A 23,069-nucleotide genomic window follows, 5' to 3' on the forward strand; every position below is an offset into this window, starting at 1 on the left:
AAAAACATTTACAAATATGAATAAATTATTTGTAAATGCCTATACTGTTGATGGAATTACTTTATATAGAAAGAAGTGAATGAAATGAAAAAGAGTAAGGAAGTAAAAGAGTTACAATTGGGATCAATACAATATGTTCATAATCCACAGGCAACAGAAAAATGGTTTGAGTTATACATGGAGTGTGTAAAAGAAAAGTTGCTACAAGAAACTTCTAAATGCCATGGACAAACGTATATTGAAAATAGAGAGGAAGGTGAATGAAAGCAATGAAAAAAACGATTTCTTACTATAGAAGTTCTACATCACTTCAAGAAAATTCAATTCTGATGCAACGTTCAAGAGTTGTTCACTACAGTATGCAAAAGAAAATACCAATAGATGAGGAATATATTGATGAATATATTTCATCTCGGAAAATTACATTATTGGAACGTCCAGCAATGGCGAAGCTAATAAAAGATATAGAAATGGGAATCGTAGATCGAATACTTGTATACAAACGTGATCGACTAGCTCGGGATTTAAGTGAACATCTGAAATTATATGAGCTATTCAAAAAATATAATATCAAAGTTTGTTTTGCTTCCGGGAATGAAATTCCTATGATGTATTCACCTATGGGAGAATATATTGAGAGCATTCTAGGTGCAATTGCAGAGCATGAAGGAACACAAATTGCAGAACGTATTATGGAAACCCGAATTGCAAATTTCATGTCGGGGAAGTCGGCGGGAAATTTACCATTTGGTTATAAAATCGAAGTAAAAGATGATGAAAAGGTCATTGAGAAAGTAGACGAGGAATTAGCTATTGTACGAGAAATATATGACTGTATTTTAGATGATAAATTTAAAACGTTACAAGAACTTTATAAGGATTTGAATGAAAGAGGAAAACTAAAAAGGAATACAAAGTGGCACCAGCAATTAATTATAGATACAGTTTCTAACCCACTATATATGGGGACTCGAAGAATGGTATTCAATGATCAAAGGAATTTAAAATATTTACTAAATTTATCTATTGTATCCGAAAGTGAATGGAATGAAGTAAACGATAAAGTGTTAGGTATGAGTATCAAAAGGACACGAACAGAAGAGAGAGCTTATTTTCCATTAACCGAACTTTTAAAATGTCATGCGTGTAGAAAAGAATTATCTACAAATACAAGAATGCGTAACGGAAAAAAATATAAGGTATATGAATGCAAGGAACATAATGTTTTTCTAATTGTAGATCAAATTGAAAAAGATGTATTAAAACATGCAAAAGAATTTTTCACTAAGATGTTACAAGATGATTTTGAGAAATTGTATAGACGAGGTCAATACAAAAATATTGAAAGATTAAAGAAATGGATTGCAAATCAAGAAAAAATCGTTAAAACATGTGAATATAAATTTTCTAAAAAAATAGATATTTGGTTAAAGAAAGAAAAAAGTCACCATCAAGAAGAAATGAACACTTTGTATGATGAACTAAAAGAAGAACGAGAGCGATTATTAAAATTGCAAAAACGTCTGTATGAAGTACGAAATATAAAAGAACAGGCAGAACGTTGGTGTAAAGAATTACAATATGAAAATTCAATATTGATATTGAAAGAAGAACAACGAAAAGAGTTTTATCATGATATCATTGAAACCATTTTTGTCAGTGATTATGAATATCATATTGTGTTTAAGCACCCATTTATGATGGTACAGGAGGTGTATTGTGAACCAGAAGAAGTATCAACGAATTGAAGATGTAATAAAAACGGGGAGTAAAGCGGCTTTTTATGCTAGGTATTCAACGGATCAGCAAGACGAGAGCATGCAAGTACATTCAGCGAAAAATGTTTTAGAAGAATACGGTTGTGAATGGCAGGAAGACAATAAATACATTGATCAGAAAACTTCAGCTGTGAAAAACACCGCAGAACAAAGAGAAGAATTCCAACGATTGATTCGTGATGCTAGAAAAAAGAAATTTGATTTTATTATCTCATATAAGAGTGATCGTATTGCTCGTAATACAAAAGAACATTATGAATTCAGAAGAGAAATGAATAAGTTAGGGATACCAGTGATCCTTAGTAGTACCAAAGAAATATATACGGAAGGAGAAATTGTTCCGCAGACAGTGAAAGATGCTTTGACACAAATTGAGCCAGCGATTACTGCTGAGCGAACAAGAGATACGTTTGAAAGTAAAGTAGAAAGAGGGGAATGGATTGGCGGCGAAGCACCTTATGGATACTCCTATGACAAAAGTACAGGAGACTTCATAATGATAGAAAAAGAGAAAAGAGTTGTGGTGGAGATCTTCCGGCTGTTTAAACTTGGTTATGGGTTACAACAGATTACTGATAAGTTATCTTCGGGACAGTGGGATGTCACACAAAAGTGGTACAAGGATAAAATTAAATATATTATTACAAACCCTTTCTACTCGGGATATTTAACGATGAATCGATATAGTAAAGGGAAATTGAATGTAAATATGAGTGATTGGACTTGGTCTGAAAAACAAGAAAGTATTCAAATGTTTATGCCGAGAGAGGAGTGGGAATTTTGTTTTCGGTTATATTTGCAGCGAAGAGAAAGTCATACAGTAAGAAAAATAAATACACCTTTTTGGTTGCGTGATATTTTATTTTGTGAAGAGTGTCAAAGTCCTTTTAGAACAAAAAATCAACGAACTACAAATAAACGTAAAAGTGGAGAAAAGATAAAGTACGGAAAAATGATATATGAATGTAAAAAGTGTAAATTGAAATTAGAAATGGAAACCATTCATGAAAAGTTTAAAATACATATGGTACCGATTATAAAAAATACACTTGAAAAACACCGTGAAGATTTTATACAAAAAACAAAAAGAAATATTGAAGAAGAATGTGAATCCATTTCTCAAACACAACAAGAATTAGAGAATACACAAATGAAATTATTAAATAATATTTATAAGTTAGATGTGAAGATTAGTCAGTTGTATGAGGACGTAATGACAGGAAAGATGGAGATTGATAAAAGCATGGAGGATCAGAAAGACATTGATACGCAGGACGAACAGGTGGAAAATCCGAATAATAAGTTAATTGAAATGTTGTTAACAGGAAGATCAAAGAAGTATAGTGAACTGGAAGACGGGAAACGGCAACAGGAGATGTTAAAAGAAAAACTAAAGAAATTAAAGAATTCCATTTATGTTTTAGAAAATGGAGTTCAGGATGAGATTTTTCATTTTTCGCTTGAAGAAGAGCAGATACAATCTGTACGTAATTTTTTACTACAATTTCTTCAAGGTGTGTACGTGAGAAAAGATCTGAGTTTACGTTATGAGGTATATGAAAATTTAATCCATTGATACCCCACCTATTTATTCAAATATAGGTGGGTTTCTTTTTGTACGAAGTGTATAGCTTGTTAATTTCTTATCAAAAGTTTTCCACGTTAAGAACGATTTGTGAGAAAATGGAATAGAAAGTGGTGTTATTGAGTCATTGTATAATGAATTTTTTTATACAATCCTAGTTAAAATCGTAAGAGGAAATAACCACAAATATATGATGCTATGTCTTGATGTATCAAGGTGTGTACAAGCTAGGGTGATAATTTTAGAGAAAAAGCTGATATGCTAATGGATGGACAAGTTATTTTGATATTGGACAAGCTAGTTTAAACAATGAGTAATAAAAGTCAACAGGAGAGTTTAACCAAATCACGTGTCAATTCGATAGTAGTCGGTAGTATATTTTCTATGAAACTACTTCAAGTGACAAATAAATTCTCGGTTTTGGCGCAATACCATTAATATAGACTCAGGATAATTCTCGGTAATAGAAAGTGCCAGCGATCCCTGCCATTTTCTATTACCGAGAAACATTGGACAAAGAGTGTTTGTCCCTAGTGGTTTTAAGGATTCTGGTCTATTTCGTATCATTACAGTGTTTTTGATTTTAACAGTTCTCGGTTTTAAGAAAATCGAGAAGAGGCAAGCTCGGTTTTAGAGATTATCCGATCCTGTTCTATTTTCAAAGATTTGTAGAATGAAAACGATTTTTATTTAGTATATTGAATTATAAGGATTGAAGTGTATAATGTTACTTTTTTTATGTTACAAATGTAATTTTAATGAGGGGATGTTACACAAATACTATACGGGGAGTTTTTTTATTAAATAGATATAACCAAATTATTATTTGGTTTATTAACAAATGAATTTTTAATAAACCAAAGTGAAAATATTAATAAGAAGATCATACGAAAAAGAAAGTTATTATTCGTAATAACTATGTTTGTTATTACTAGTATCTAGGTTTTAGAGAACTCAAACTTTTTAAACAGATGGTAATAAAAATTTTCTTTTTTATTTGTAGTAAAATGGGATTATGGCAGTTATAGGTACTGAAAATGGAGATTAATAGTAGCGGGGTGTAATTATGGCAAGGAGTACAGAAGCGATGCCCAAGGCAGTTTATGTTTTGGGAGATGAGACTCGATATATTGAACCTCAAGAAGCTATTTCAATACGTGAGTTAGGAGAAATTACAGGATATACCCTTTATTGTGAAAATTATTTTAAATGTGATTGTAATGCTAAGGTGAAGGCAGTGGGAAGGAAAAGAAATCCGGCTTTTCATTTGAAGCAAGAGGAAGAACATTGTCCGGATTGTTCATATCATCTAGAAATCATTCCGATTAAAGAACGAATAAGAAATATACCGAAAAATAAAAAAGCAGTTGTTCAAATTGATGAGAGTGATATGTTTGAAATTAAGGAAAAAAAAATAAAAACAGAAGGAGATAAGCAACGATCTACAAAAGGGAATAGGGTACTAGAAGTTCCTGAAAAAGTTATCACAAGAACAGTTAGTGGAACTAAGAACACATATATTCGAACGATTGCTGATTTAATTGAATTATTGAATAGTGAAGATGATGCAATGATTAAACATACATTAAGGCAGTTATATACTGCAAATATGTTTTATAAAAGATGGGATTATGAAACGATATGGGAGCAACAACCAAAGAATTCCTTTATTGTTGAGGGGTATTTAGATCAAGGGACATTGAAACTCCTAGAGGAAAAAGGGTATACGTATGCTTATCCTGAGTATAAAAAAAAGCCAAATGAAATTCGAATCATGCTAGTCCATCAAGGGAAAGGGAAAAAGAGATTCCAAAAAACTGTAAAAAGTTTAATAGAATGGATTAGTAAAGAAGCTGATGGAAATCGGAAACTAGCCCTCATAAAAGGGAATATTGTTAGTTTTTATGAGGAAAAGAGAATTATTGTATTACATGTTAAAGATATCGATATTAAATATCGAAAGCATGGATACAATGCAGAAACAAAGTTGCCTAAAAAAGCAGTGAAACCAGAACTGTCCCTTCCAAAAATTGAAAAAGAACCTCTTCGACCAGTAAAAACAGAGATAAAACTTTTAGAACAAAAACAACAATTAGATATACACACGGATGAATTTCTTCTTCAATTTATTGATAATCAACAACTGCAAAACATGAAACAAATGGATGTCCCACCAATTCCATTGAAGCAATGGTTTTCAGCGGAGGATACAAGTACATACACATTGGTACCTATTGATAAATTTATGGGTGTTGAAAATTCTAGGAGAAGAGAAGGGAAATGGCTGAATCAATTATATCGATTGGATAGATCCACCCAAAATTTACAAAGGATTCAAATAGATGGGATTGAAAAATTTAAGAATCTTGTACTACGGGAATCGGACATTACTTTTAATTACTATGAAGACTTAGATGTTTATTATGTAGACGACGGTGGAACACATAGAAGTGTTATAGCAAAAATTTTAAACATTGATTATGTGATGGCTAAGATTTGGGTGTATAAATCTAATGGGAAATTGGAAAAAGAACAACAATTATTTAGGAAACATTTATATCAATTAGAAAACAGCATAAGAGAAATGGGTTTTGTTCCTACATATGATAGTGCCAAACAGTCTATATCTATATGTTCTAATGATAATCAACTTGTTACCATTCTTGAAAATTTAGTATATCCTACATTTTATCAGGAGGGGAAAGATACTTTTCCATATTGGATATCAATGTTTCGAGAGTTAAAAGTAGAAGGAGAAAAGCTAAATACAAAGCCACATTTTTTACGGAAATGGATTTTGTATTACAAAAAGAAAAAGAATGCATATTTACATGAGGAGTATTATTATCAGATGCTGCGGATGTATACACTGACTAATAAATAAACAAAAATGTAAGTTTGTATGGGATTTAAAATATAATTACTTACAACAGTTAGACCCACTATACTGAAAATGAGTTGTTTCACCTTACAAACTCAGAGGATAAAAAGCACATGTATATACAGGTGCTTTTTATCGTTTTAGCTTATTTTGTTATGTACTCTTTTTAGTTCTAAACTTTTCTCCAATCCAAAGTGTTGTTTTGGATTCAGAATCCACAATAATATATTTTATTCGATAAGCATCATTTGTTCCTTTGAGAGGTGTATAAATGGATTTATAAGTGTAATTACGTAATTTTTGATTGTCTTCAGTATAACTAGTATCTTGAGATGCATAATTTTGGTTACCAAAAACACTTGGAACTCCTGATAATAGAAATCCAACAACAAGTGTGCAACCCAATGTTTTTTTCACATTGAGCGCCTTTCTATTATAGTATTTCCTATTTTTTTGTAGGAAATACTATAAAATAATTTCATGAAAATGAGAAAAACTTGTCTCATCTTTTAACTCCTTGTTTCATACATTTAGTGTATAGAAGAAGAGGAGGGACAATTATAATGACAGAGGATCGTTTACTTGCACGTGCCATTGATGAGATCACAGAAATTGCAAAAGGATTTGGACTGGATTTTTATCCGATGAGATATGAAGTATGCCCAGCCGAAATTATTTATACATTTGGGGCATATGGTATGCCAACACGTTTTTCACACTGGAGCTTTGGAAAACAATTTTTTAGGATGAAACTTCAGTATGACTTAGGATTAAGTAAAATTTATGAGTTGGTTATCAATTCTAATCCGTGTTATGCTTTTTTATTGGACACAAATAGCCTCATTCAAAATAAATTAATTGTTGCACATGTTTTAGCGCATTGTGATTTCTTTAAAAATAATATTCGTTTTTCAAATACAAAGCGAGATATGGTAGAAAGTATGGCTGCAACCGCAGAAAGAATTAAAGCATATGAACATGAATATGGAAGACAGGAAGTCGAAGAGTTCTTAGATGCGGTACTGGCGATACAAGAACACATTGATCCTTCATTAGTAAGAAATAAACTAGCCTGGACAATGGATGATATGTATGTGGAAGAAAAAGAAGAAACAAGAAAAACTGTTTACGATGATTTATGGGGATTAGATGATGAGAAGAAAAATCGAGAATCCCCACTTATTCGTAAGAAAAAGAAATTCCCGCCGCAACCAGAAAAAGATTTATTGTTGTTTATCGAAGAATACAGTCGTGAATTGGAAGAATGGCAACGAGATATTTTAACCATGTTGCGTGAGGAAATGCTTTATTTTTGGGCGCAAATGGAAACGAAAATTATGAATGAAGGCTGGGCAAGTCTATGGCATCAAAGGATTTTACGAGAAATGGATTTAACTTCAAGCGAAGCAATTGAATTTGCAAAATTAAATGCTGGAGTTGTTCAGCCCTCTAAAACAAGCATTAATCCGTATTATTTAGGAATTAAAATGTTTGAACACATTGAAGAACGTTATGACAATCCGACTGAAGAAATGAAACGAAGAGGGGTTAAGCCTGGGTCAGGTAAACAGAAGATCTTTGAAGTGCGTGAGCTGGACAGTGACACATCATTCATTCGTAATTATTTAACGAAAGAATTGGTTATGCGAGAAGATATGTACTTATTTCAACGGCAAGGAAAAGAATATAAAGTAGTAGATAAAGATTGGAAACATGTACGAGAACAACTCGTAAATATGAGAACAAACGGTGGTTTTCCATATCTGATGGTTGAAGATGGCGATTATTTAAAGACTGGTGAACTATACCTAAAGCATTATTATGAAGGAATTGAACTTGATTTGAAATATTTAGAGAAAGTATTACCTTATATGTATCAACTGTGGGGAAGAACGGTGCATATGGAGTCGGTTGTGGAGAATAAAGGTGTTGTTTTTTCTTATGATGGGAAGATGGTGCATCGAAAGTATGTTTAAAATGAACCGCTGGATATCCAGCGGTTCATTTTAAACATTAGGGTTAAGGGTTTTTAACTTAACATATAAATTAAACCGCATAGTACACTCCCTAAAATAAAGCATGTTATGCCCTTCTGTAATTTTTCATATTTTATAACACATATTTTTGCTAAATCGTGATTTTGTTTAGCCATATCGTGTAGTAATTCTTCATGGGTGATAGAAGAAATTTTACTTATGTATTCTGTTAAGGTAAAACTTGCCATTCCTCCCCATGACATATAATATTCTCGTGTTTTTGGGAATCTTGGCAATAAAACTGAAACAAATTGAAATGCAGAATAAAGTAAAAATAGTAAAGCGATTAAAATCGATAAATTTAAGACTATTCCATGCCAATTTTGAATAGGAAAAGAAATGTTTTTGATCATCTGGAATATAAAAGATATAAGAGCGATATTGACAGTTAACAATATTCCAGATTTGCCATCGGCAAATTTAATATTATCACCGATATAAACAAGGTTATGTTTATGGTAATCAAACAGTGTAGCGGATTCTAATTGGGTGTTATTTTGTTCCATATTCTAACTGCCTTTCACTTATAGTAAGGGTTTGTAACAAATCTTTAAAGTTTCGAGTTTCATCATTAATGTATATTCCGAATTTTTCCTCTCCAATTAAATTTCCTCTATTATTGTAGAGTCTACAAATCATATAATGGTGCCCATTGTATTTTGTAACTTGATTGCAGTAATATTTTCCACGATGTTTTTCCATTTCGAAGCTTAAAGTAGAAGCAGAAGTAGCTTCTTCTCCACGGTTTTCTATAAACCATCTTATATCGTGAACTAAGGGTTTAACGGTAGGATGTAAGGTTAGTGAAAATTTTATATCCAGATCTTTATTCAATGCTCGACTATTAAAAATGTATTCTTGTGGTATATTATTCTCTGTAACCTCGCATGTTAATTTAATATTGGCTGGAGATGATAATAATTTATCTTGTTCATGATTTTTCTTGGGAATATATAAGAAATGTTCTAAGTATTCTTCCCATTTGAAACATCTCATTGAATAGTTAGGATTTTGAATAATATAATACTCTTTTTTATTTTCTCCATTTAGAGAAAAAGTTCTAACTTCATAAAATTCATTAGGTAAATCTAAGAATTTATAAGCATTTTCTCCAAGCATAATCCCATTTCCAGTAGCTTTATTTTGGAGTTTGGCAGCTAAGTCAGTATGAATACTTGTCGATGTAATTTCTGAAATATGATCAATTCCATAATGAGACCAAAGAACTTGTTCATCATTACCTATATCGACTCCTATTCTAATTTTTAAAGGAGATAAATTATGCTGCTCAAAGAATTCTGTTAAAGCTGTTCTATTGAATTCTTGTAATAATGAAGCTGCGTTTAAGGCGTTTATTATGGCATCGGATTTTTTCATGTTTTTGTGACCGAAAAATGCAAATAAAGCATCACCTTGTAAACGGTGAATATGCGCGTTAAAAAGTCTGAAAATCTCGATAGCTGATCTAAGAATAGCATTTTTATAAAATTTCACTTTCTCTAAGTCGAATTTTACCCCTAGCCGGGTAGAACCAGAAATATCAACAAATACAGAGCAAATATATTGATATCTATGTTCACCTTCTTTTAAATCAATAAAATCAGGGTGTGTTCCTATAGTATCTGAAAAATAGTTTCCACTTGCCCCAATGATTGCTCTTAAATTATCGATAGGAGGATTTTCTTCTATTTTGGCACTCTTAGTAAATACATAAGATTCTTGTAGATTTTCTGAAGCTAATTTTTCTGAGAATAGTTGTTTGAAAACTTGTCTTAATTCAGTCAAATCTTATCACGCCCTTTCGGTTTAAATAGTACAAAGAACAAAAAATAATAACATGATTTAGGTTAATCGAAGTAAGGTATAGGTTCTTAGTATATAAAATATATCTGTATATCCTAACGGTTTAATAAATAACATATAGAATAGATTATATTTAAATAAATCATTTATAGCAAATTTAAGTTTAAGAGTTGTAACTTATAATAAAAAAGTGAAGGACATGTTGAATACTATAAAGTAACATAAGGAATTTTGGTCAAATTTGTTATGTTGATCGGAAATAGTGTGGTTGATGTCCTAGGTTAATATAAGTATTAGTAATTCATATGATAAAGCACCTTAGGAATACGAAGGCTGGGCTTCGTACTGGCATCAACGCATACTCCGTGAAATGGACTTAACATCTTCTGAAGCGATTGAATTCGCAAAGCTTAATGCAGGTGTAGTTCAACCATCAAAAACAAGCATTAACCCATACTACCTCGGTATTAAAATGTTTGAAGATATTGAAGAACGCTACAACAACCCGACAGAAGAAATGAAACGACGCGGTGTAAAACCAGGTTCTGGTCGTGACAAAATATTTGAAGTACGCGAAATTGAATGGGATGTATCGTTCTTAAGAAACTACTTAAACAAAGATCTCGTAATGAGAGAAGATATGTACTTATTCCAGCGCCAAGGAAAAGAGTATAAAGTAATAGATAAAGAGTGGGAACAGGTACGTGATCAGCTCGTAAATATGCGTACAAATGGTGGCTTCCCGTACTTAGTAGTAGAAGACGGAGACTACTTAAAGAACGGAGAATTGTACATTAAACATAGTTACGAAGGAATTGAGCTCGATTTAAAATACTTAGAAAAAGTATTGCCATACCTTCATCAATTATGGGGAAGAACGGTGCATATGGAGTCGATTGTGGAGAGTAAGGGTGTTGTATTTTCTTATGATGGGAAGATGGTGCATCGGAAGTATGTGTGATGAAAAGAACGGACATAGAATGCTATGTCCGTTCTTTTTATTTGAAACAAGGTAAATATGCTATTCTTGAAACAAGGGAGTTACATAGAGAAATGGAGCGGTTCAAATGAGCAAAATAGGGGTTTGTAAGGTTGATATTACACCGCCTGTAGGTATTGATTTTGTCGGATACCATAGAGAGACAGGAATAAATAATATTGAAGAGCATATTTATGGGACGATTTTTGTATTTGAAAAAGATGAAATGAAAACGGTGTTTATAAGTATTGATAATATTGGGATGTTAGTAGAAGATACGAACATGATTCGTGAGCGAGTAGCGAGTAGGCTTCATGTACCATTTGAGCGAATAACAGTTGTTTATACACATACACACTCTGGTCCGGAAACTGTTGGTGAGCAACCTTTAGTAAAGTCGTATAAACCGATTTTAGTAAATAATGTAGTGCAAGGTGCTGTTACTGCGAATAACAATTTGAAGTTGTGCGAAGTTGGATGGGGTGTTACGACAGGTGATATTGGTGTCAACCGAAGAGAGAGAACATCTGATGGAAGAGCAAAGATGGGAACAAATATAGAGGGTGTTGTAGATAAACGAATTGGCATGTTGGCAATAAGAAATGCTGAAACGAAGGAGCTATCTGGGATTGTAGTATTTTGTACTGCGCATCCGAATGTTTTAAAAGGTGATAGCGATGTATTATCAGCGGATTATCCTGGAATGACGAGGGAGATTCTTGAGAAAATCGTAAACTGTCCTGTTATTATTATGCAAGGAGCTGCTGGTAATGTAAATGCGAAGTATCGCGGTTCAAGGGAAGCATTAACACAAATGGCTTACATGCTTAGTGGACATGTATTAACGATGTTGCCAACAGTTGCATATAGCCCAATTGTAAATTTAAGGACAGTTTCAAGCACGATGCAAATGAAGTTGAAAGATATTCCTGAAGTTAATGAAATACGAAGTATGGCCCAATTAGTTGAGAAGCAGTGGGGTGTGAATACGGATGAATGGCTTACTATAATTTTAGAGAAATATAAGCAAGGTATTCGGCAGTTAAGTATTGATTTAGAAGTTCAACTGTTTCAAATTAATGATGGTATGTTCTTTGGTATACCGATGGAACCTTTTTCAGAAACAGCTTTAGAAGTGAAAGAGCGTCTTCAAAATGAAATAGCTTTTTTAGGTGGATATACGAATGGATATATTGGTTATTTACCGACAAGAGAAGAGTTTATATATGGTGGATACGAAGTTGAATTAAACCCTGTTGTATATGGGTGTGTTACGGATTTATTGATGCCACCGGAAGAGAATACGGCAGAATTAGTCGTGCAGAGAGCTATGGAATTATATAATACGTAAAATATAGACTCTTGCATATTTGATAAGAAATTTAAAAGAAGCAATAATTATTAATAAAACTGTAGAAAACGAATCCATTTTGAAAAGGACTCATCAAAGTGGATTCGTTTTTATATGGAGTTTTTGTTTACCAAACAGGTCGTATATTTGATGATAATTTCCCTGTATTTTCTTTAGTAACGAATGTTGTTAAGTCTTCTTTGAGCATTTGCATTCGTTCAGCACCTATATTTTCAATCCATCGTTGCTCTATTTCAGCTACTATTTCTTCCTTTGCTTTCATTACTGCTAAACCACGTTCGGTTAAAATAATGATTTTACCTCTTTTATCAGTAGGATGCGTTTTGCGCGTGACATAACCACTGTTTTCAAGAGAATCGATCATTTTACTTACAGCTTGTTTAGAAATTCCTAAATACTCAGCTAGTTCTATACCTGTTGCTCCGTTAGAAAGGATACGTTTGAACATAAAACCGTGTGCTGGCCTAATATCCTCAAATCCCAATTCACTTAATCTGTCATGTAGTTCAGTAATTAATGTACTGAAAGATAATGATAAAAGTGAAGTAAGGTCTAGTTCGTTAAATGTTTGATGATTCATGTATAACCTCCACAATTCTAGTCAATTAAGTTGACTATATATGAAACCTATTGTACTATACAGGATATGGTCAATCAAATTGACTATATCCTGTATAGTACAAATAATGATTTATATAAATAGAATCAATGGAGGTTTCACATGGTTAATATCTTAAAAATTAGAGGGAGTGTCTTTGCACCATATGCATTGTTGGAACCTATTAAGGATCCTGCAACAGGAAGATCATTTGAATATGCTGGAGATGCACGTGAGTTTACACCATACGCTGTGAACGCAAAGCGTTCAAGATTAGAACAAGAAGTGAATATTGATTTTTATAAAAGAGAAATTTTTACATATGCAGATGCTTGTATCGTCACAGTGAAGATTACAAATCCAGATGGCTCAATTGAGTATCAAAAGGGAGAAACAAGTACAGAAAATATTGTATGTACTAATATCGTATGGGGTGAGGATGAAGTTTCATTTGAAATGAGAGCAAGTGCCAGTAATCCGTTAAATGCGGCAGCACCTGCAGCTGATTATTTGTTGGCTATACGAGTTAATAAAAGTGGTACTGTGCATGTTGAAGGTGTACATGATGGTTTTCCTTGCTATGAATTTTATAAACAAGTAGATTTTGGTCCGTTTGAATCAATGTATACACATGATTTTAGAGAAACAAATGATACTCCAGCAGCACTGGCTGGAGAGATGGAATATAGCTTTAAAATGACAGTCTAAACATAAATATAGCACTATTTTTTAGAAGGAAGTAGAAAAGTAAAAGAGAAATCTATTGGTTTTAGGATTGAAATTATGGTCTGTTTTATTCAATAGTATTCAGTATCTAAAATAAAATTATAGAGGTGTTTCTTATGACTAATATCGTGAAAATTAGAGCCAGTGTATTTATCCCAATTTCTTGGACAGAAGCTAAGAAGGATATGGAAACAGGAAAAGTAATTCAATTCGAAGGTGATTCGCGTGAATTTACACCACATGCGGTAAATACGATGCGCTCTAGAGTTGAGCAAGAGGTAGTAGTTGATTTCTATAAAGAAGAAGTGTTTTCATATGCGAACACGGGTATTACGACCGAGAAGATTACAAGTCCAGATGGTTCTGTGAGTAAAAGGACAGGGAAAGCAAGTACAGAAAATATTGTGTGTACTGATATTGTATGGAATGCAGATGATGTGCAATTCAAAATGAGTGCGAGTGCAAGTAATCCATTAAATGTCTATGCACCTCCTGTGGATTATGTATTACATGTATGTGTGAAAGAGGATGGTAGTATGGATATTCAAGGAGAGCATGATGGATTCCCTTGTTTTGAATTTTATAAGCAAGTAGATTTCGGTTCATTTGAAAAAATATATACACATGATTTTAGAGAAACTGGTGATACAGCGGCAGCGCTAGGTGGGAACATGGATTATAGTTTTACAAAGAGATTATAGGAAGTATGACAATGGAACGATGGATTGATTCATTCGTAAAGAACTTGGAGAGGTCTAAGTTCTTTTTTATTTGTTTCGAATTTGTGAAAGAAAGACATATTGATTGAAATTAAATTTTTTATACTCTATCATATACCCATACAGGTATAGGTTTTGTGTATGTGATATATGAGAAAATTCAATAATAAATAAGATGGAGGTTTGAAATATGTCTAGAAAAATAGTTGTAGTAGGTGGAGTTGCTGGCGGAGCATCAGTAGCTGCAAGGCTTCGTCGTTTAAGTGAAGATGATGAAATTATTATGGTGGAGCGCGGTGAGTATATTTCATTTGCAAATTGTGGGTTACCATACTATATTGGCGGTGTCATTACAGAAAGACAAAAATTATTAGTACAAACTGTTGAAAAGATGTCTAAGCGTTTTAATTTAGATATACGTGTATTGAGCGAAGTAATACAAATTAATAAAGAAGAGAAAAAAATTACTATAAAGAATGTAATGACAAATGAAACATATAACGAAGAATATGATGTGTTAATTCTTTCACCAGGGGCAAAACCAATTGTTCCATCTATTCCAGGTATTGAAGAAGTGAAGGCGTTGTTTACGTTACGAAATGTCCCTGATACAGATCGTATTAAAGCGTATATTGATGAGAAGAAACCACGTCATGCGACGGTTATTGGTGGCGGATTTATTGGAGTGGAAATGGTTGAAAACTTAAGAGAACGAGGAATGGATGTTACTCTTGTAGAGATGGCGAATCAAGTAATGCCACCAATCGATTATGAAATGGCAGCATATGTGCATGAGCATATGAAAAATCACAATGTTGAGCTTGTTTTTGAAGATGGTGTAGATGCATTGGAAGAAGGCGGGACTGTTGTACGTTTAAAAAGCGGTTCAATCATAGAGACAAATATGATTATTTTAGCAATTGGTGTACAACCAGAGAGTAGTTTAGCGAAAGATGCAGGATTAGCGCTAGGAGTTAGAGGAACGATAAAAGTAAATGAGAGATTTCAAACATCGGATCCACATATATATGCAATTGGTGATGCGATTGAAGTGAAAGATTTTGTTACTGAAACAGAAACGATGATTCCTTTAGCATGGCCGGCTAATCGTCAAGGTCGTATGTTAGCAGATATTATTCATGGTCATACGGATTCTTTATATAAAGGTACGCTGGGAACTTCTGTAGCTAAGGTTTTTGATTTAACAGTTGCTTCGACTGGAGTAAATGAGAAAATATTAAAACGATTAAATATACCCTATGAGGTAGTGCATGTGCAGGCAAATTCTCATGCTGGTTATTACCCGAATGCTACGCCAGTGCTAATAAAATTAATATTTAATAAAGATAGCGGAAAAATTTACGGAGCGCAGGCGTTAGGGCGTGACGGTGTAGATAAGCGTATCGATGTTATCACAACGGCAATAAAAGCAAATTTAACTGTAATTGATTTGCCAGATTTAGAATTATCATATGCCCCGCCTTATTCTTCTGCAAAAGACCCGGTAAACATGGTGGGGTATGCAGCAAGTAATATAGTAGATGGTTTTGTGGACACAGTACAATGGCATGAAATAGATCGTATTGTTGAAAACGGTGGATATCTTATTGATGTTCGAGAGCCTAATGAACTAAAACAAGGAATGATTAAAGGTTCTATTAATATTCCGTTAGATGAATTACGTGATCGTTTGAATGAAGTGCCAGTGGATAAAGAAATATATATCACTTGTCAACTTGGCATGAGAGGGTATGTTGCAGCGCGCATGTTAATGGAAAAAGGATATAAGGTAAAGAATGTAGATGGTGGCTTTAAATTGTACGGTACAGTCTTACCAGACCGTATTATATATTGATGTTTTTTCATCTTCCACTTCAAAATTTGGTGGAAGATGAAAGCCTATAGATTAAGGTTTCACTTTATGTTTTGCGAATATATAAGGTGGAAATTTAAAATAAGGGTTTACAAAATACCTGTAGGGGTATAATATATTGTCATAGGTTATAAATGGTGACATAATGGTAATGAGGTGATTATACAATGGAATATAATCAAGATATGAAAAATAGATTAAAACGTATTGAAGGCCAAGTTCGTGGTGTGCTTCGTATGATGGAAGAAGGAAAAGATTGCCGAGAGGTTATTACACAGTTAACGGCATCTCGTTCCGCACTTGATCGTACAATTGGACTTGTTGTTGGAACAAATTTAGAGCAATGTTTACGTGAACAGTTTGAAAGTGGTAATGGTTCAAATGAAGAGTTAATTAAAGAAGCTGTTCAATTACTTGTAAAAAGCCGATAATCTGTCAAACGTAAGTGTTGACAGATTTTCAAAAACATTTTAATATACCCCTACAGGTATATGCATATAAATTGTGGAGGAATCGACTATGAGTATAAAAGTGGATATGAGTTTAGATTGTAAAGGTTTGGCTTGTCCGATGCCGATTGTGAAAACGAAGAAGGCGATGGAAGGATTGGCATCAGGGCAAGTGATTGAAGTTAAGGCAACAGATAAAGGGTCTACTGTAGATATACAAAGTTGGGCGAACAAAATAGGACATCAATATATCGGGACGAAACAAGAGGGCGATATTTTGATGCATTACGTTAGAAAAGCACATGAGCATGAAGTGAATGAAGTAGTGAAGTATCCTCATACAATTACGAATGCGGAATTGCAAAATATATTATTAAGTGGTGAAGAGTGTACTGTAGTAGATGTTCGTGAAGCGGCGGAATTCGCCTTTGGTCATATTCCAACTGCCATTTCGGTGCCATTAGGTGAACTAGAAAGCGCAGGATTAGATAAGATGAAACAAATTTATGTTGTTTGCCGAACTGGTAATCGCAGTGATGTAGCTTGCCAAATGTTGAAAGAGCAAGGTTATGCAAATGTGAAAAATGTCATTCCAGGTATGGTAGAGTGGCAAGGGAATATAGAGAATTAAATTTTTTTAAATGAAAATATACCTCAGGGGGTAAGAAGATGAGCGTTAAATCATTACAAGCAAAAGATGTCGCAGAGAAAGTTTTATTCGGAGAGTTATTTATTTTAGATGTTCGTAATGAGACAGATTATGAAGATTGGAAAATTGAAGGAAAACAAATCTCATCTATAAATAAACCGTATTTTGATTTGCTAGATGGTGTAGATCATATTGTAAGTGAATTACCTAAAGACAAAGATGTTTTAGTAGTATGTGCAAAAGAAGGGTCTTCTATATTTGTAGCAGAGCAATTAACAGAGGCTGGATTAGAAAACATTTATTATTTAGCTGGTGGTATGAAGGCTTGGAGTGAATATGTAAAGCCGTTAAAAGTAGGAGATATACAGGGCGGAGGAAGTATATATCAATTTAACCGTCTTGGAAAAGGCTGTTTATCTTATATGGTCGTTTCAAATGGTGAAGCAGCAGTTATTGATGCAGTAAGAACAGTTGAAGCGTACGAAGAGTTTGCGAAAGAGCATGCTGTTACGATTACGAATGTAATGGATACACATTTACATGCAGACCATATTTCTGGAGGGCGTAAGTTAGCTGAAAAAGTCGGTGGTACGTATTGGTTACCTCCAAAAGATGCCGAGGAAGTCGTTTTCTCATACGAACCGCTTGTAGAAGGATCTGTTATTACGGTGGGAGGTACTAAAATTGAAATTGACGCGTTATACTCACCGGGGCATACGATTGGGAGTACATCATTTATTGTAGATGATTCCTATTTATTATCAGGCGATATTTTATTTGTAGATTCAATCGGGCGTCCAGATCTTGCTGGAAAAGCTGAAGATTGGGTGAGTGATTTACGAAATACGTTATATACACTTTATAAGGAGCTGTCTCAAGATTTAATTGTTTTACCAGCCCATTATTCAAAAATAAGTGAAATGGATGAAAGAGGCATTGTGAGTGCGAACTTACAAGATCTATTTAAAGAGAATGTAGGATTAAATATTGTAGATGAGGTAGAGTTCCGTAAAACTGTAACAGAAAACTTACCGCCTCAGCCAAATGCATATGAAGAAATCCGTCAAACGAATATGGGTAAGATTCATCCGAGTGTGGATGAAGAGCGCGAAATGGAGGTTGGTCCAAATCGTTGTGCAGTGCACGATTCATTATAAAATACAGCTTTAATCAGTAGGGATATCCCTACTATAGCCTAACGTTTTTACAGATGAATTTTGAAATGGAGTATTACTGCCCGCAAATGGCGGGATAAAAATAACAAACTGGAGGAATAGATGATGAATGTAAAACAAGTATTAGATGCGAAAGATTTAGCATGTCCAATGCCGATTGTAAGAACGAAGAGAGCGATGGATGCTTTACAAACGGGAGAAGTTTTAGAAGTACATGTAACGGATAAAGGGTCAGTTAAGGATATTCCAGCATGGGCAAATAAAGGTGGTCATGACATCGTAAAGCATGTAGAAGAAGCTGATGTGCTGAAGTTTTGGATTAAGAAGGCATAGTATTTTTATAAATGCAGAGAGGTTGGTTATATGAACACAATATTAAGTACGCTTTTCATTGTACTTGCTGCATGGTTTGTTATTTCACGTTTTTTACCTGTGAAAGGTGTTCAAAATATAAACGGAAAAGAATTAAAAAGTATAGTAGGAAAACAGGGAAAGTATTTTATCGATGTTCGTACAGTAGGTGAATATAGAGGAAATCATATGAAAGGGTTTCAAAATATCCCGCTAAATGAGTTAGCTAGTAAGACAAATCAATTAGATAAGAATAAGGAAGTAATCGTTATTTGTCAGAGCGGGATGAGAAGTAAACAAGCAGCAAAAATGTTAAAAAAATTAGGGTTTCAGAAAGTTATAAATGTTTCAGGTGGTATGAATGGTTTGTGAGGAGTGGACTTTAAAATGAAAGAAATGACAGCAAAAGAATTAGAAGAAAAATTATTACGTAAAGAAGCAGTAAATATTGTGGATGTACGTGAAGTAGAAGAAGTAGCTGAAGGGAAAATTCCAGAAGCATGTAATATCCCACTAGGACTATTGGAATTTCGTATGCATGAGCTAAATAAAAAGCAGGAATATATTATCGTTTGTCGTTCAGGCGGAAGAAGTGCAAGAGCCGTTCAGTTTTTAGAAAGTTATGGTTTTCAAGTGATCAATATGGTAGGTGGCATGTTAGCGTGGGAAGGGAAAGTCGTATAGTACAGAGATAAATGATTTGAGCCTTTTTATAAATAATCAAATACCCCTATAGGTAATTGGAGGGAGAACAACATGGAACAACAGAAGAAAACAACAATCGTTTTATTTAGCGGAGATTACGATAAAGCGATGGCTGCTTATATTATTGCAAATGGTGCAGCGGCGTATGATCAAGAAGTGACTATTTTTCATACTTTCTGGGGATTAAATGCTTTAAGGAAAGATGAACATGTGAAGGTAAAGAAAACTTTCATAGAAAAAGTATTTGGAAAAATGATGCCACGTGGTGCAGATAAGATGGGATTATCAAAAATGAATTTTGCCGGTATGGGACCAAAGATGATTAAAGGTATTATGAAAAAACATAATGCGATGCCTTTACCAGATTTAATGGATTTAGCGAAAGAACAGGGGATTAAACTTGTAGCTTGTCAAATGACGGTAGATTTATTAGGGTTAAAAGAGGAAGAGATTATGGAAGGGGTAGAGTTTGCAGGAGTAGGAGCTTATTTAGCAGATGCTTCGGATGGGAATGTAAACTTATTCATTTAAATCACCTTCTTTTTAGAAGGCGGGGGATATAAGGTGAGTTTAGTCGTATTACTTTTTATAATTGGGTTTATAGGATCGTTTATATCAGGAATGGTTGGAATTGGCGGTGCGATTATTAATTATCCAATGATCCTATACATTCCGGTATTGCTAGGATTTACTAGTTATACGTCACATGAAGTGAGTGGTATTACAGCGGTGCAAGTATTCTTTGCAACTTTTGCAGGTGCATGGGCTTATCGGAAAAGTAATGATATGGATAAAACGCTAGTTGTGTATATGGGAGCTAGTATTTTAATAGGAAGTTTCATAGGTAGTTTTGGTGCTAACGTATTAGAGGAACATACGGTCAATGTTGTTTATGCAGCGTTAGCGACAATTGCTGCTATTATGATGTTCGTACCGAAACGTAATAATGGTAATGAAGTGAAATATAATAAATGGTTAGCAAGTTTGTTAGCGTTTATTGTAGGCGGAGCATCAGGCATTATAGGTGCTGGAGGTTCGTTCCTTTTAGTTCCAATTATGCTAGTCATTTTAAAATTGCCAATACGTACAACAATAGCGACATCTATCGCTATTACGTTTATTTCCTCAATAGGGATTACGACTGGAAAAGTGATAACTGGGCAAGTAGTTGTAATTCCAGCTCTTATTATTGCGATTGCAAGTATCTTTGCTGCGCCGCTTGGAGCGCGAGTTGGGAAGAGGATCAATCAAAAAGCACTACAATATATGTTATCGATTTTGATTGTAGGCACTGCTGTTAAGATGTGGATTGATATGATATCGAAATAAAAGGATGGCGCTGCTTGCAGCCCATCCTTTTATTTCTCTCGTTATTTGAGGACAGGTTGATTATGCCCAAATAACTTTCATTAAGTTTTTATATTCGTCATTTGCTAATTTATATAGCATTCTCGTATGTTCAAAGACAAGTGCTGGATTAAAGTTTGGTTCTGAGAATGCAAGCGATGCTGAAATATCAATTGCATTTTGCTTGTTTAATGTGAATTTTGCAAATCGATAAGATGTGTTTAATTCATTGATAACATGCAAAATATCATTTGTTGACGTTGCATCAGGTACGTGAGCAACATTGAAGCAGTATATATCTACAGTAGGATGTTCGTTTTGGAAAGCAGCGATAAGTTGAATTTTTGCGCCAGCTTCTGTCTCTAATCCTACTGAAAAATGAACAGAACCATCATTTTCATCTATATTTTCTTCCATGAATATATCGTTTGATTTTAAGTAGTCTTTAAAATCTGAGATGTTGTGTTTTACTGCAGCTTTCATATGTATGAGCCCCCTGATAATTGGAATAGATTGCTACTATTTATTATAATTTAAAAATATTAAAAAAGATAGTTAGAAAGTTCTGATTTTTGGTTTCGGAGAAATAAAAAGAAGCAGTACTCTACCTCCATAGAGAACTGCTTCTTTTTTATTCATTGTCGTTAGACGATGTTTCTGTGTCTTCACTGCTATTTTTATTCTTATTTTTAGATTCGTTGTTACTTGATTCGCGTTCACTTGAATTTTCCGACTTAGATTCTTTTGTTTTCTCTGTGCTTGTTTTCTTTGAATCAGAGTCTGTTTTTGTATATGCAGGTAATCCAAGGTGAGCACGAAGTTGGTTTGTTACATTTGCTAATTCTTTTTTATCTGGATTGTAGTAATATGTTCGGCCGCCACCAGCAGATTTGCTACATGTATCGTCACCTTTTTCCATATAGCAGTCTTCACCTTGAATTTGTAATTTCTCAATTTCTGAGTCCGATCCGTACTTATAGAATGAAAGCATATCATCGAATGTTAAGTTAGTAACGAATTGTCCGTTAATATCATCAATGATGTTACCAACTTTTGTTACAGATCCAACGCTTGTTAGTTTCTTTAAAATTGCTTCAATAACGAGCTGTTGACGTTGTCCACGCATTGCATCACTATCAATGTGTCGCGTTCTAGCAAGAGCAAGAGCTTCTTCACTATTTAGCTTTTGAACACCTTTCTTCAGGTGAATCGCATCAGCAGTATCATTACTATCTTGTTCAGTAAATTCAACTGGTACATCGACTTCAATACCGCCTAAATCATCGACAATTTTCATAAATGATTTGAAGTTAAACTTTACAAAGTAATCGACAGGAACATTCATTAATTTTTCAACTGCATCAATACTTGCTTGTGGTCCACCATCTTTTCCGTTTTTAGTAGAACCGTATGCATGAGCGTGTGTAATTTTATCTTTTTTCTTTTCCACTGGAATATAAGTATATGTATCTCGTGGAATACTTAATAGTTTTACAGTTTTGCTATCCTTATTAAACGTTGCAAGTAATAGTGCATCCGTTCTTATAGCTTCACCATATTCTTTCCCACGGACATCGCTTTCATCAACACCCATGATTAAGACAGAGACGTTATTTGTGATAGGTTTTACAGCTTTATCACGTAAATCAGATTTATCACCGCGCGCTAAATCGTGTGCGGCATTTCGAACAGCAGAAGATGCTTTATTTACTAAAAACCAAGTATAACCGCCACCTATTATTAAAAAGAATAGAATAACGCTTATAATAATTTTTGTTTTTTTCTTACTTTTTTTCGGTTTACTACGTGTATTTTCTTGCAAAGATGGGTTTTGCTCCATTTCCTGTACTCCTTCATTTGGATTGAAATACGACACTCATATCCACTTATTATAATGAAATTTAGCGAAAAAAGACATTACAAATCATTTACATTTCGTAAAAATTCAATAAATTTATAAAAAGTCAGATTTTTTATATTTTATTTTTGAGATGTAGAATAAGTATAAGTTGTTTTAGTAGAAATGAAAATATGTATTGTGAG

General features: G+C 33.7%; 23 protein-coding genes and 1 pseudogene. 18 read left to right on the top strand and 6 right to left on the bottom strand.

Features of this window, described 5'->3' with window-relative positions:
- Nucleotides 1–84 precede the first annotated feature (84 nt).
- The 4 genes from J0835_RS04175 (at nucleotide 85) to J0835_RS04190 (ending at nucleotide 6,247) form a co-directional block, all read left to right on the top strand.
- The gene (locus J0835_RS04175; protein WP_000748562.1) at nucleotides 85–264 is read left to right on the top strand and encodes a hypothetical protein; all 180 of its coding nucleotides are present in this window, start codon (nucleotides 85–87) and stop codon (nucleotides 262–264) included.
- Nucleotides 261–1,748 (top strand): recombinase family protein, encoded by a 1,488-nt coding sequence (locus J0835_RS04180; RefSeq protein WP_000646469.1) that lies wholly within the window; start codon nucleotides 261–263, stop codon nucleotides 1,746–1,748. Before J0835_RS04175 ends, J0835_RS04180 begins: the two co-directional genes overlap by 4 nt.
- Complete coding sequence (locus J0835_RS04185) at nucleotides 1,720–3,354, top strand: recombinase family protein (RefSeq protein WP_001072158.1); 1,635 nt, start codon at nucleotides 1,720–1,722, stop codon at nucleotides 3,352–3,354. The genes J0835_RS04180 and J0835_RS04185 overlap by 29 nt, the downstream gene beginning before the upstream one ends.
- A 1,075-nt stretch (nucleotides 3,355–4,429) precedes the next feature.
- On the top strand, nucleotides 4,430–6,247 hold the full coding sequence (locus J0835_RS04190; protein ID WP_002074604.1) for a hypothetical protein: 1,818 nt from the start codon (nucleotides 4,430–4,432) through the stop codon (nucleotides 6,245–6,247).
- A gap of 150 nt (nucleotides 6,248–6,397) precedes the next feature.
- On the opposite strand, the gene J0835_RS04195 is transcribed toward J0835_RS04190, so the two are convergent.
- Nucleotides 6,398–6,661: a hypothetical protein gene (locus J0835_RS04195; protein ID WP_000751715.1), complete on the bottom strand. Its 264-nt coding sequence runs from the start codon at nucleotides 6,659–6,661 to the stop codon at nucleotides 6,398–6,400.
- 146 nt (nucleotides 6,662–6,807) lie between these two features.
- Here J0835_RS04195 and J0835_RS04200 point away from each other — a divergent pair, with 146 nt between their 5' ends.
- Nucleotides 6,808–8,220: a SpoVR family protein gene (locus tag J0835_RS04200; protein WP_000133859.1), complete on the top strand. Its 1,413-nt coding sequence runs from the start codon at nucleotides 6,808–6,810 to the stop codon at nucleotides 8,218–8,220.
- Between the two features lie 53 nt (nucleotides 8,221–8,273).
- Here J0835_RS04200 and J0835_RS04205 read toward each other — a convergent pair whose 3' ends face one another.
- Nucleotides 8,274–8,786 carry a Pycsar system effector family protein gene (locus J0835_RS04205; protein ID WP_000437364.1) on the bottom strand — a complete coding sequence of 171 codons (513 nt, stop codon included), beginning with the start codon at nucleotides 8,784–8,786 and terminating at the stop codon, nucleotides 8,274–8,276.
- Complete coding sequence (locus J0835_RS04210) at nucleotides 8,773–10,065, bottom strand: nucleotide-binding domain-containing protein (RefSeq protein WP_000137917.1); 1,293 nt, start codon at nucleotides 10,063–10,065, stop codon at nucleotides 8,773–8,775. The genes J0835_RS04205 and J0835_RS04210 overlap by 14 nt, the downstream gene beginning before the upstream one ends.
- A 346-nt stretch (nucleotides 10,066–10,411) precedes the next feature.
- Between J0835_RS04210 and spoVR the strand changes: the two are divergent.
- Together spoVR and J0835_RS04220 are read left to right on the top strand one after the other, a co-directional pair.
- Nucleotides 10,412–11,044: pseudogene (gene spoVR, locus J0835_RS04215) on the top strand (stage V sporulation protein SpoVR); the annotation flags it as partial.
- 106 nt (nucleotides 11,045–11,150) lie between these two features.
- Complete coding sequence (locus J0835_RS04220; RefSeq protein ID WP_087979516.1) at nucleotides 11,151–12,413, top strand: neutral/alkaline non-lysosomal ceramidase N-terminal domain-containing protein; 1,263 nt, start codon at nucleotides 11,151–11,153, stop codon at nucleotides 12,411–12,413.
- Between the two features lie 127 nt (nucleotides 12,414–12,540).
- On the opposite strand, the gene J0835_RS04225 is transcribed toward J0835_RS04220, so the two are convergent.
- Complete coding sequence (locus tag J0835_RS04225; RefSeq protein WP_087979517.1) at nucleotides 12,541–13,014, bottom strand: MarR family winged helix-turn-helix transcriptional regulator; 474 nt, start codon at nucleotides 13,012–13,014, stop codon at nucleotides 12,541–12,543.
- A 141-nt stretch (nucleotides 13,015–13,155) separates the two neighbouring features.
- Here J0835_RS04225 and J0835_RS04230 point away from each other — a divergent pair, with 141 nt between their 5' ends.
- The 11 genes from J0835_RS04230 to J0835_RS04280 all read left to right on the top strand — a co-directional run bounded on the left by J0835_RS04230 (nucleotide 13,156) and on the right by J0835_RS04280 (nucleotide 21,008).
- Complete coding sequence (locus tag J0835_RS04230; RefSeq protein ID WP_087979518.1) at nucleotides 13,156–13,740, top strand: DUF3238 domain-containing protein; 585 nt, start codon at nucleotides 13,156–13,158, stop codon at nucleotides 13,738–13,740.
- Between the two features lie 134 nt (nucleotides 13,741–13,874).
- Nucleotides 13,875–14,459, top strand: coding sequence for a DUF3238 domain-containing protein (locus tag J0835_RS04235; protein ID WP_087979519.1), 585 nt, complete (start codon nucleotides 13,875–13,877; stop codon nucleotides 14,457–14,459).
- 208 nt (nucleotides 14,460–14,667) lie between these two features.
- Nucleotides 14,668–16,332: a CoA-disulfide reductase gene (gene cdr / locus J0835_RS04240; protein WP_087979521.1), complete on the top strand. Its 1,665-nt coding sequence runs from the start codon at nucleotides 14,668–14,670 to the stop codon at nucleotides 16,330–16,332.
- 185 nt (nucleotides 16,333–16,517) lie between these two features.
- Nucleotides 16,518–16,781, top strand: a complete 264-nt coding sequence (locus tag J0835_RS04245) for a metal-sensitive transcriptional regulator (RefSeq protein ID WP_000456206.1) — start codon at nucleotides 16,518–16,520, stop codon at nucleotides 16,779–16,781.
- 88 nt (nucleotides 16,782–16,869) lie between these two features.
- Nucleotides 16,870–17,430, top strand: a complete 561-nt coding sequence (locus tag J0835_RS04250; RefSeq protein ID WP_087979522.1) for a sulfurtransferase TusA family protein — start codon at nucleotides 16,870–16,872, stop codon at nucleotides 17,428–17,430.
- Between the two features lie 38 nt (nucleotides 17,431–17,468).
- Nucleotides 17,469–18,605 (top strand): MBL fold metallo-hydrolase, encoded by a 1,137-nt coding sequence (locus J0835_RS04255; protein ID WP_087979523.1) that lies wholly within the window; start codon nucleotides 17,469–17,471, stop codon nucleotides 18,603–18,605.
- A 120-nt stretch (nucleotides 18,606–18,725) separates the two neighbouring features.
- Entirely contained in the window at nucleotides 18,726–18,956 is a 231-nt protein-coding gene (locus J0835_RS04260; RefSeq protein WP_078419570.1) for a sulfurtransferase TusA family protein, read from the top strand.
- Between the two features lie 30 nt (nucleotides 18,957–18,986).
- Nucleotides 18,987–19,346, top strand: a complete 360-nt coding sequence (locus J0835_RS04265; RefSeq protein ID WP_087979524.1) for a rhodanese-like domain-containing protein — start codon at nucleotides 18,987–18,989, stop codon at nucleotides 19,344–19,346.
- A 15-nt stretch (nucleotides 19,347–19,361) separates the two neighbouring features.
- The gene (locus tag J0835_RS04270) at nucleotides 19,362–19,658 is read left to right on the top strand and encodes a rhodanese-like domain-containing protein (RefSeq protein ID WP_087979525.1); all 297 of its coding nucleotides are present in this window, start codon (nucleotides 19,362–19,364) and stop codon (nucleotides 19,656–19,658) included.
- Between the two features lie 72 nt (nucleotides 19,659–19,730).
- Complete coding sequence (locus J0835_RS04275) at nucleotides 19,731–20,210, top strand: DsrE/DsrF/DrsH-like family protein (protein WP_000437730.1); 480 nt, start codon at nucleotides 19,731–19,733, stop codon at nucleotides 20,208–20,210.
- Nucleotides 20,211–20,243: 33 nt separating this feature from the next.
- Nucleotides 20,244–21,008 carry a sulfite exporter TauE/SafE family protein gene (locus J0835_RS04280; RefSeq protein WP_087979526.1) on the top strand — a complete coding sequence of 255 codons (765 nt, stop codon included), beginning with the start codon at nucleotides 20,244–20,246 and terminating at the stop codon, nucleotides 21,006–21,008.
- 60 nt (nucleotides 21,009–21,068) lie between these two features.
- Here the strand turns inward: J0835_RS04280 and J0835_RS04285 are convergent, their stop codons facing one another.
- Both J0835_RS04285 and J0835_RS04290 read right to left on the bottom strand, forming a co-directional pair.
- A complete protein-coding gene (locus J0835_RS04285) occupies nucleotides 21,069–21,509 on the bottom strand; it encodes a hypothetical protein (protein WP_000642356.1) in 441 nt (146 codons plus the stop codon).
- Nucleotides 21,510–21,657: 148 nt separating this feature from the next.
- The gene (locus J0835_RS04290) at nucleotides 21,658–22,866 is read right to left on the bottom strand and encodes an LCP family protein (RefSeq protein WP_087979527.1); all 1,209 of its coding nucleotides are present in this window, start codon (nucleotides 22,864–22,866) and stop codon (nucleotides 21,658–21,660) included.
- Between the last annotated feature and the right edge of the window lie 203 nt (nucleotides 22,867–23,069).

It is taken from the genome of Bacillus cereus group sp. Sample62 (assembly GCF_036851315.1).
GTDB lineage: Bacteria > Bacillota > Bacilli > Bacillales > Bacillaceae_G > Bacillus_A > Bacillus_A wiedmannii.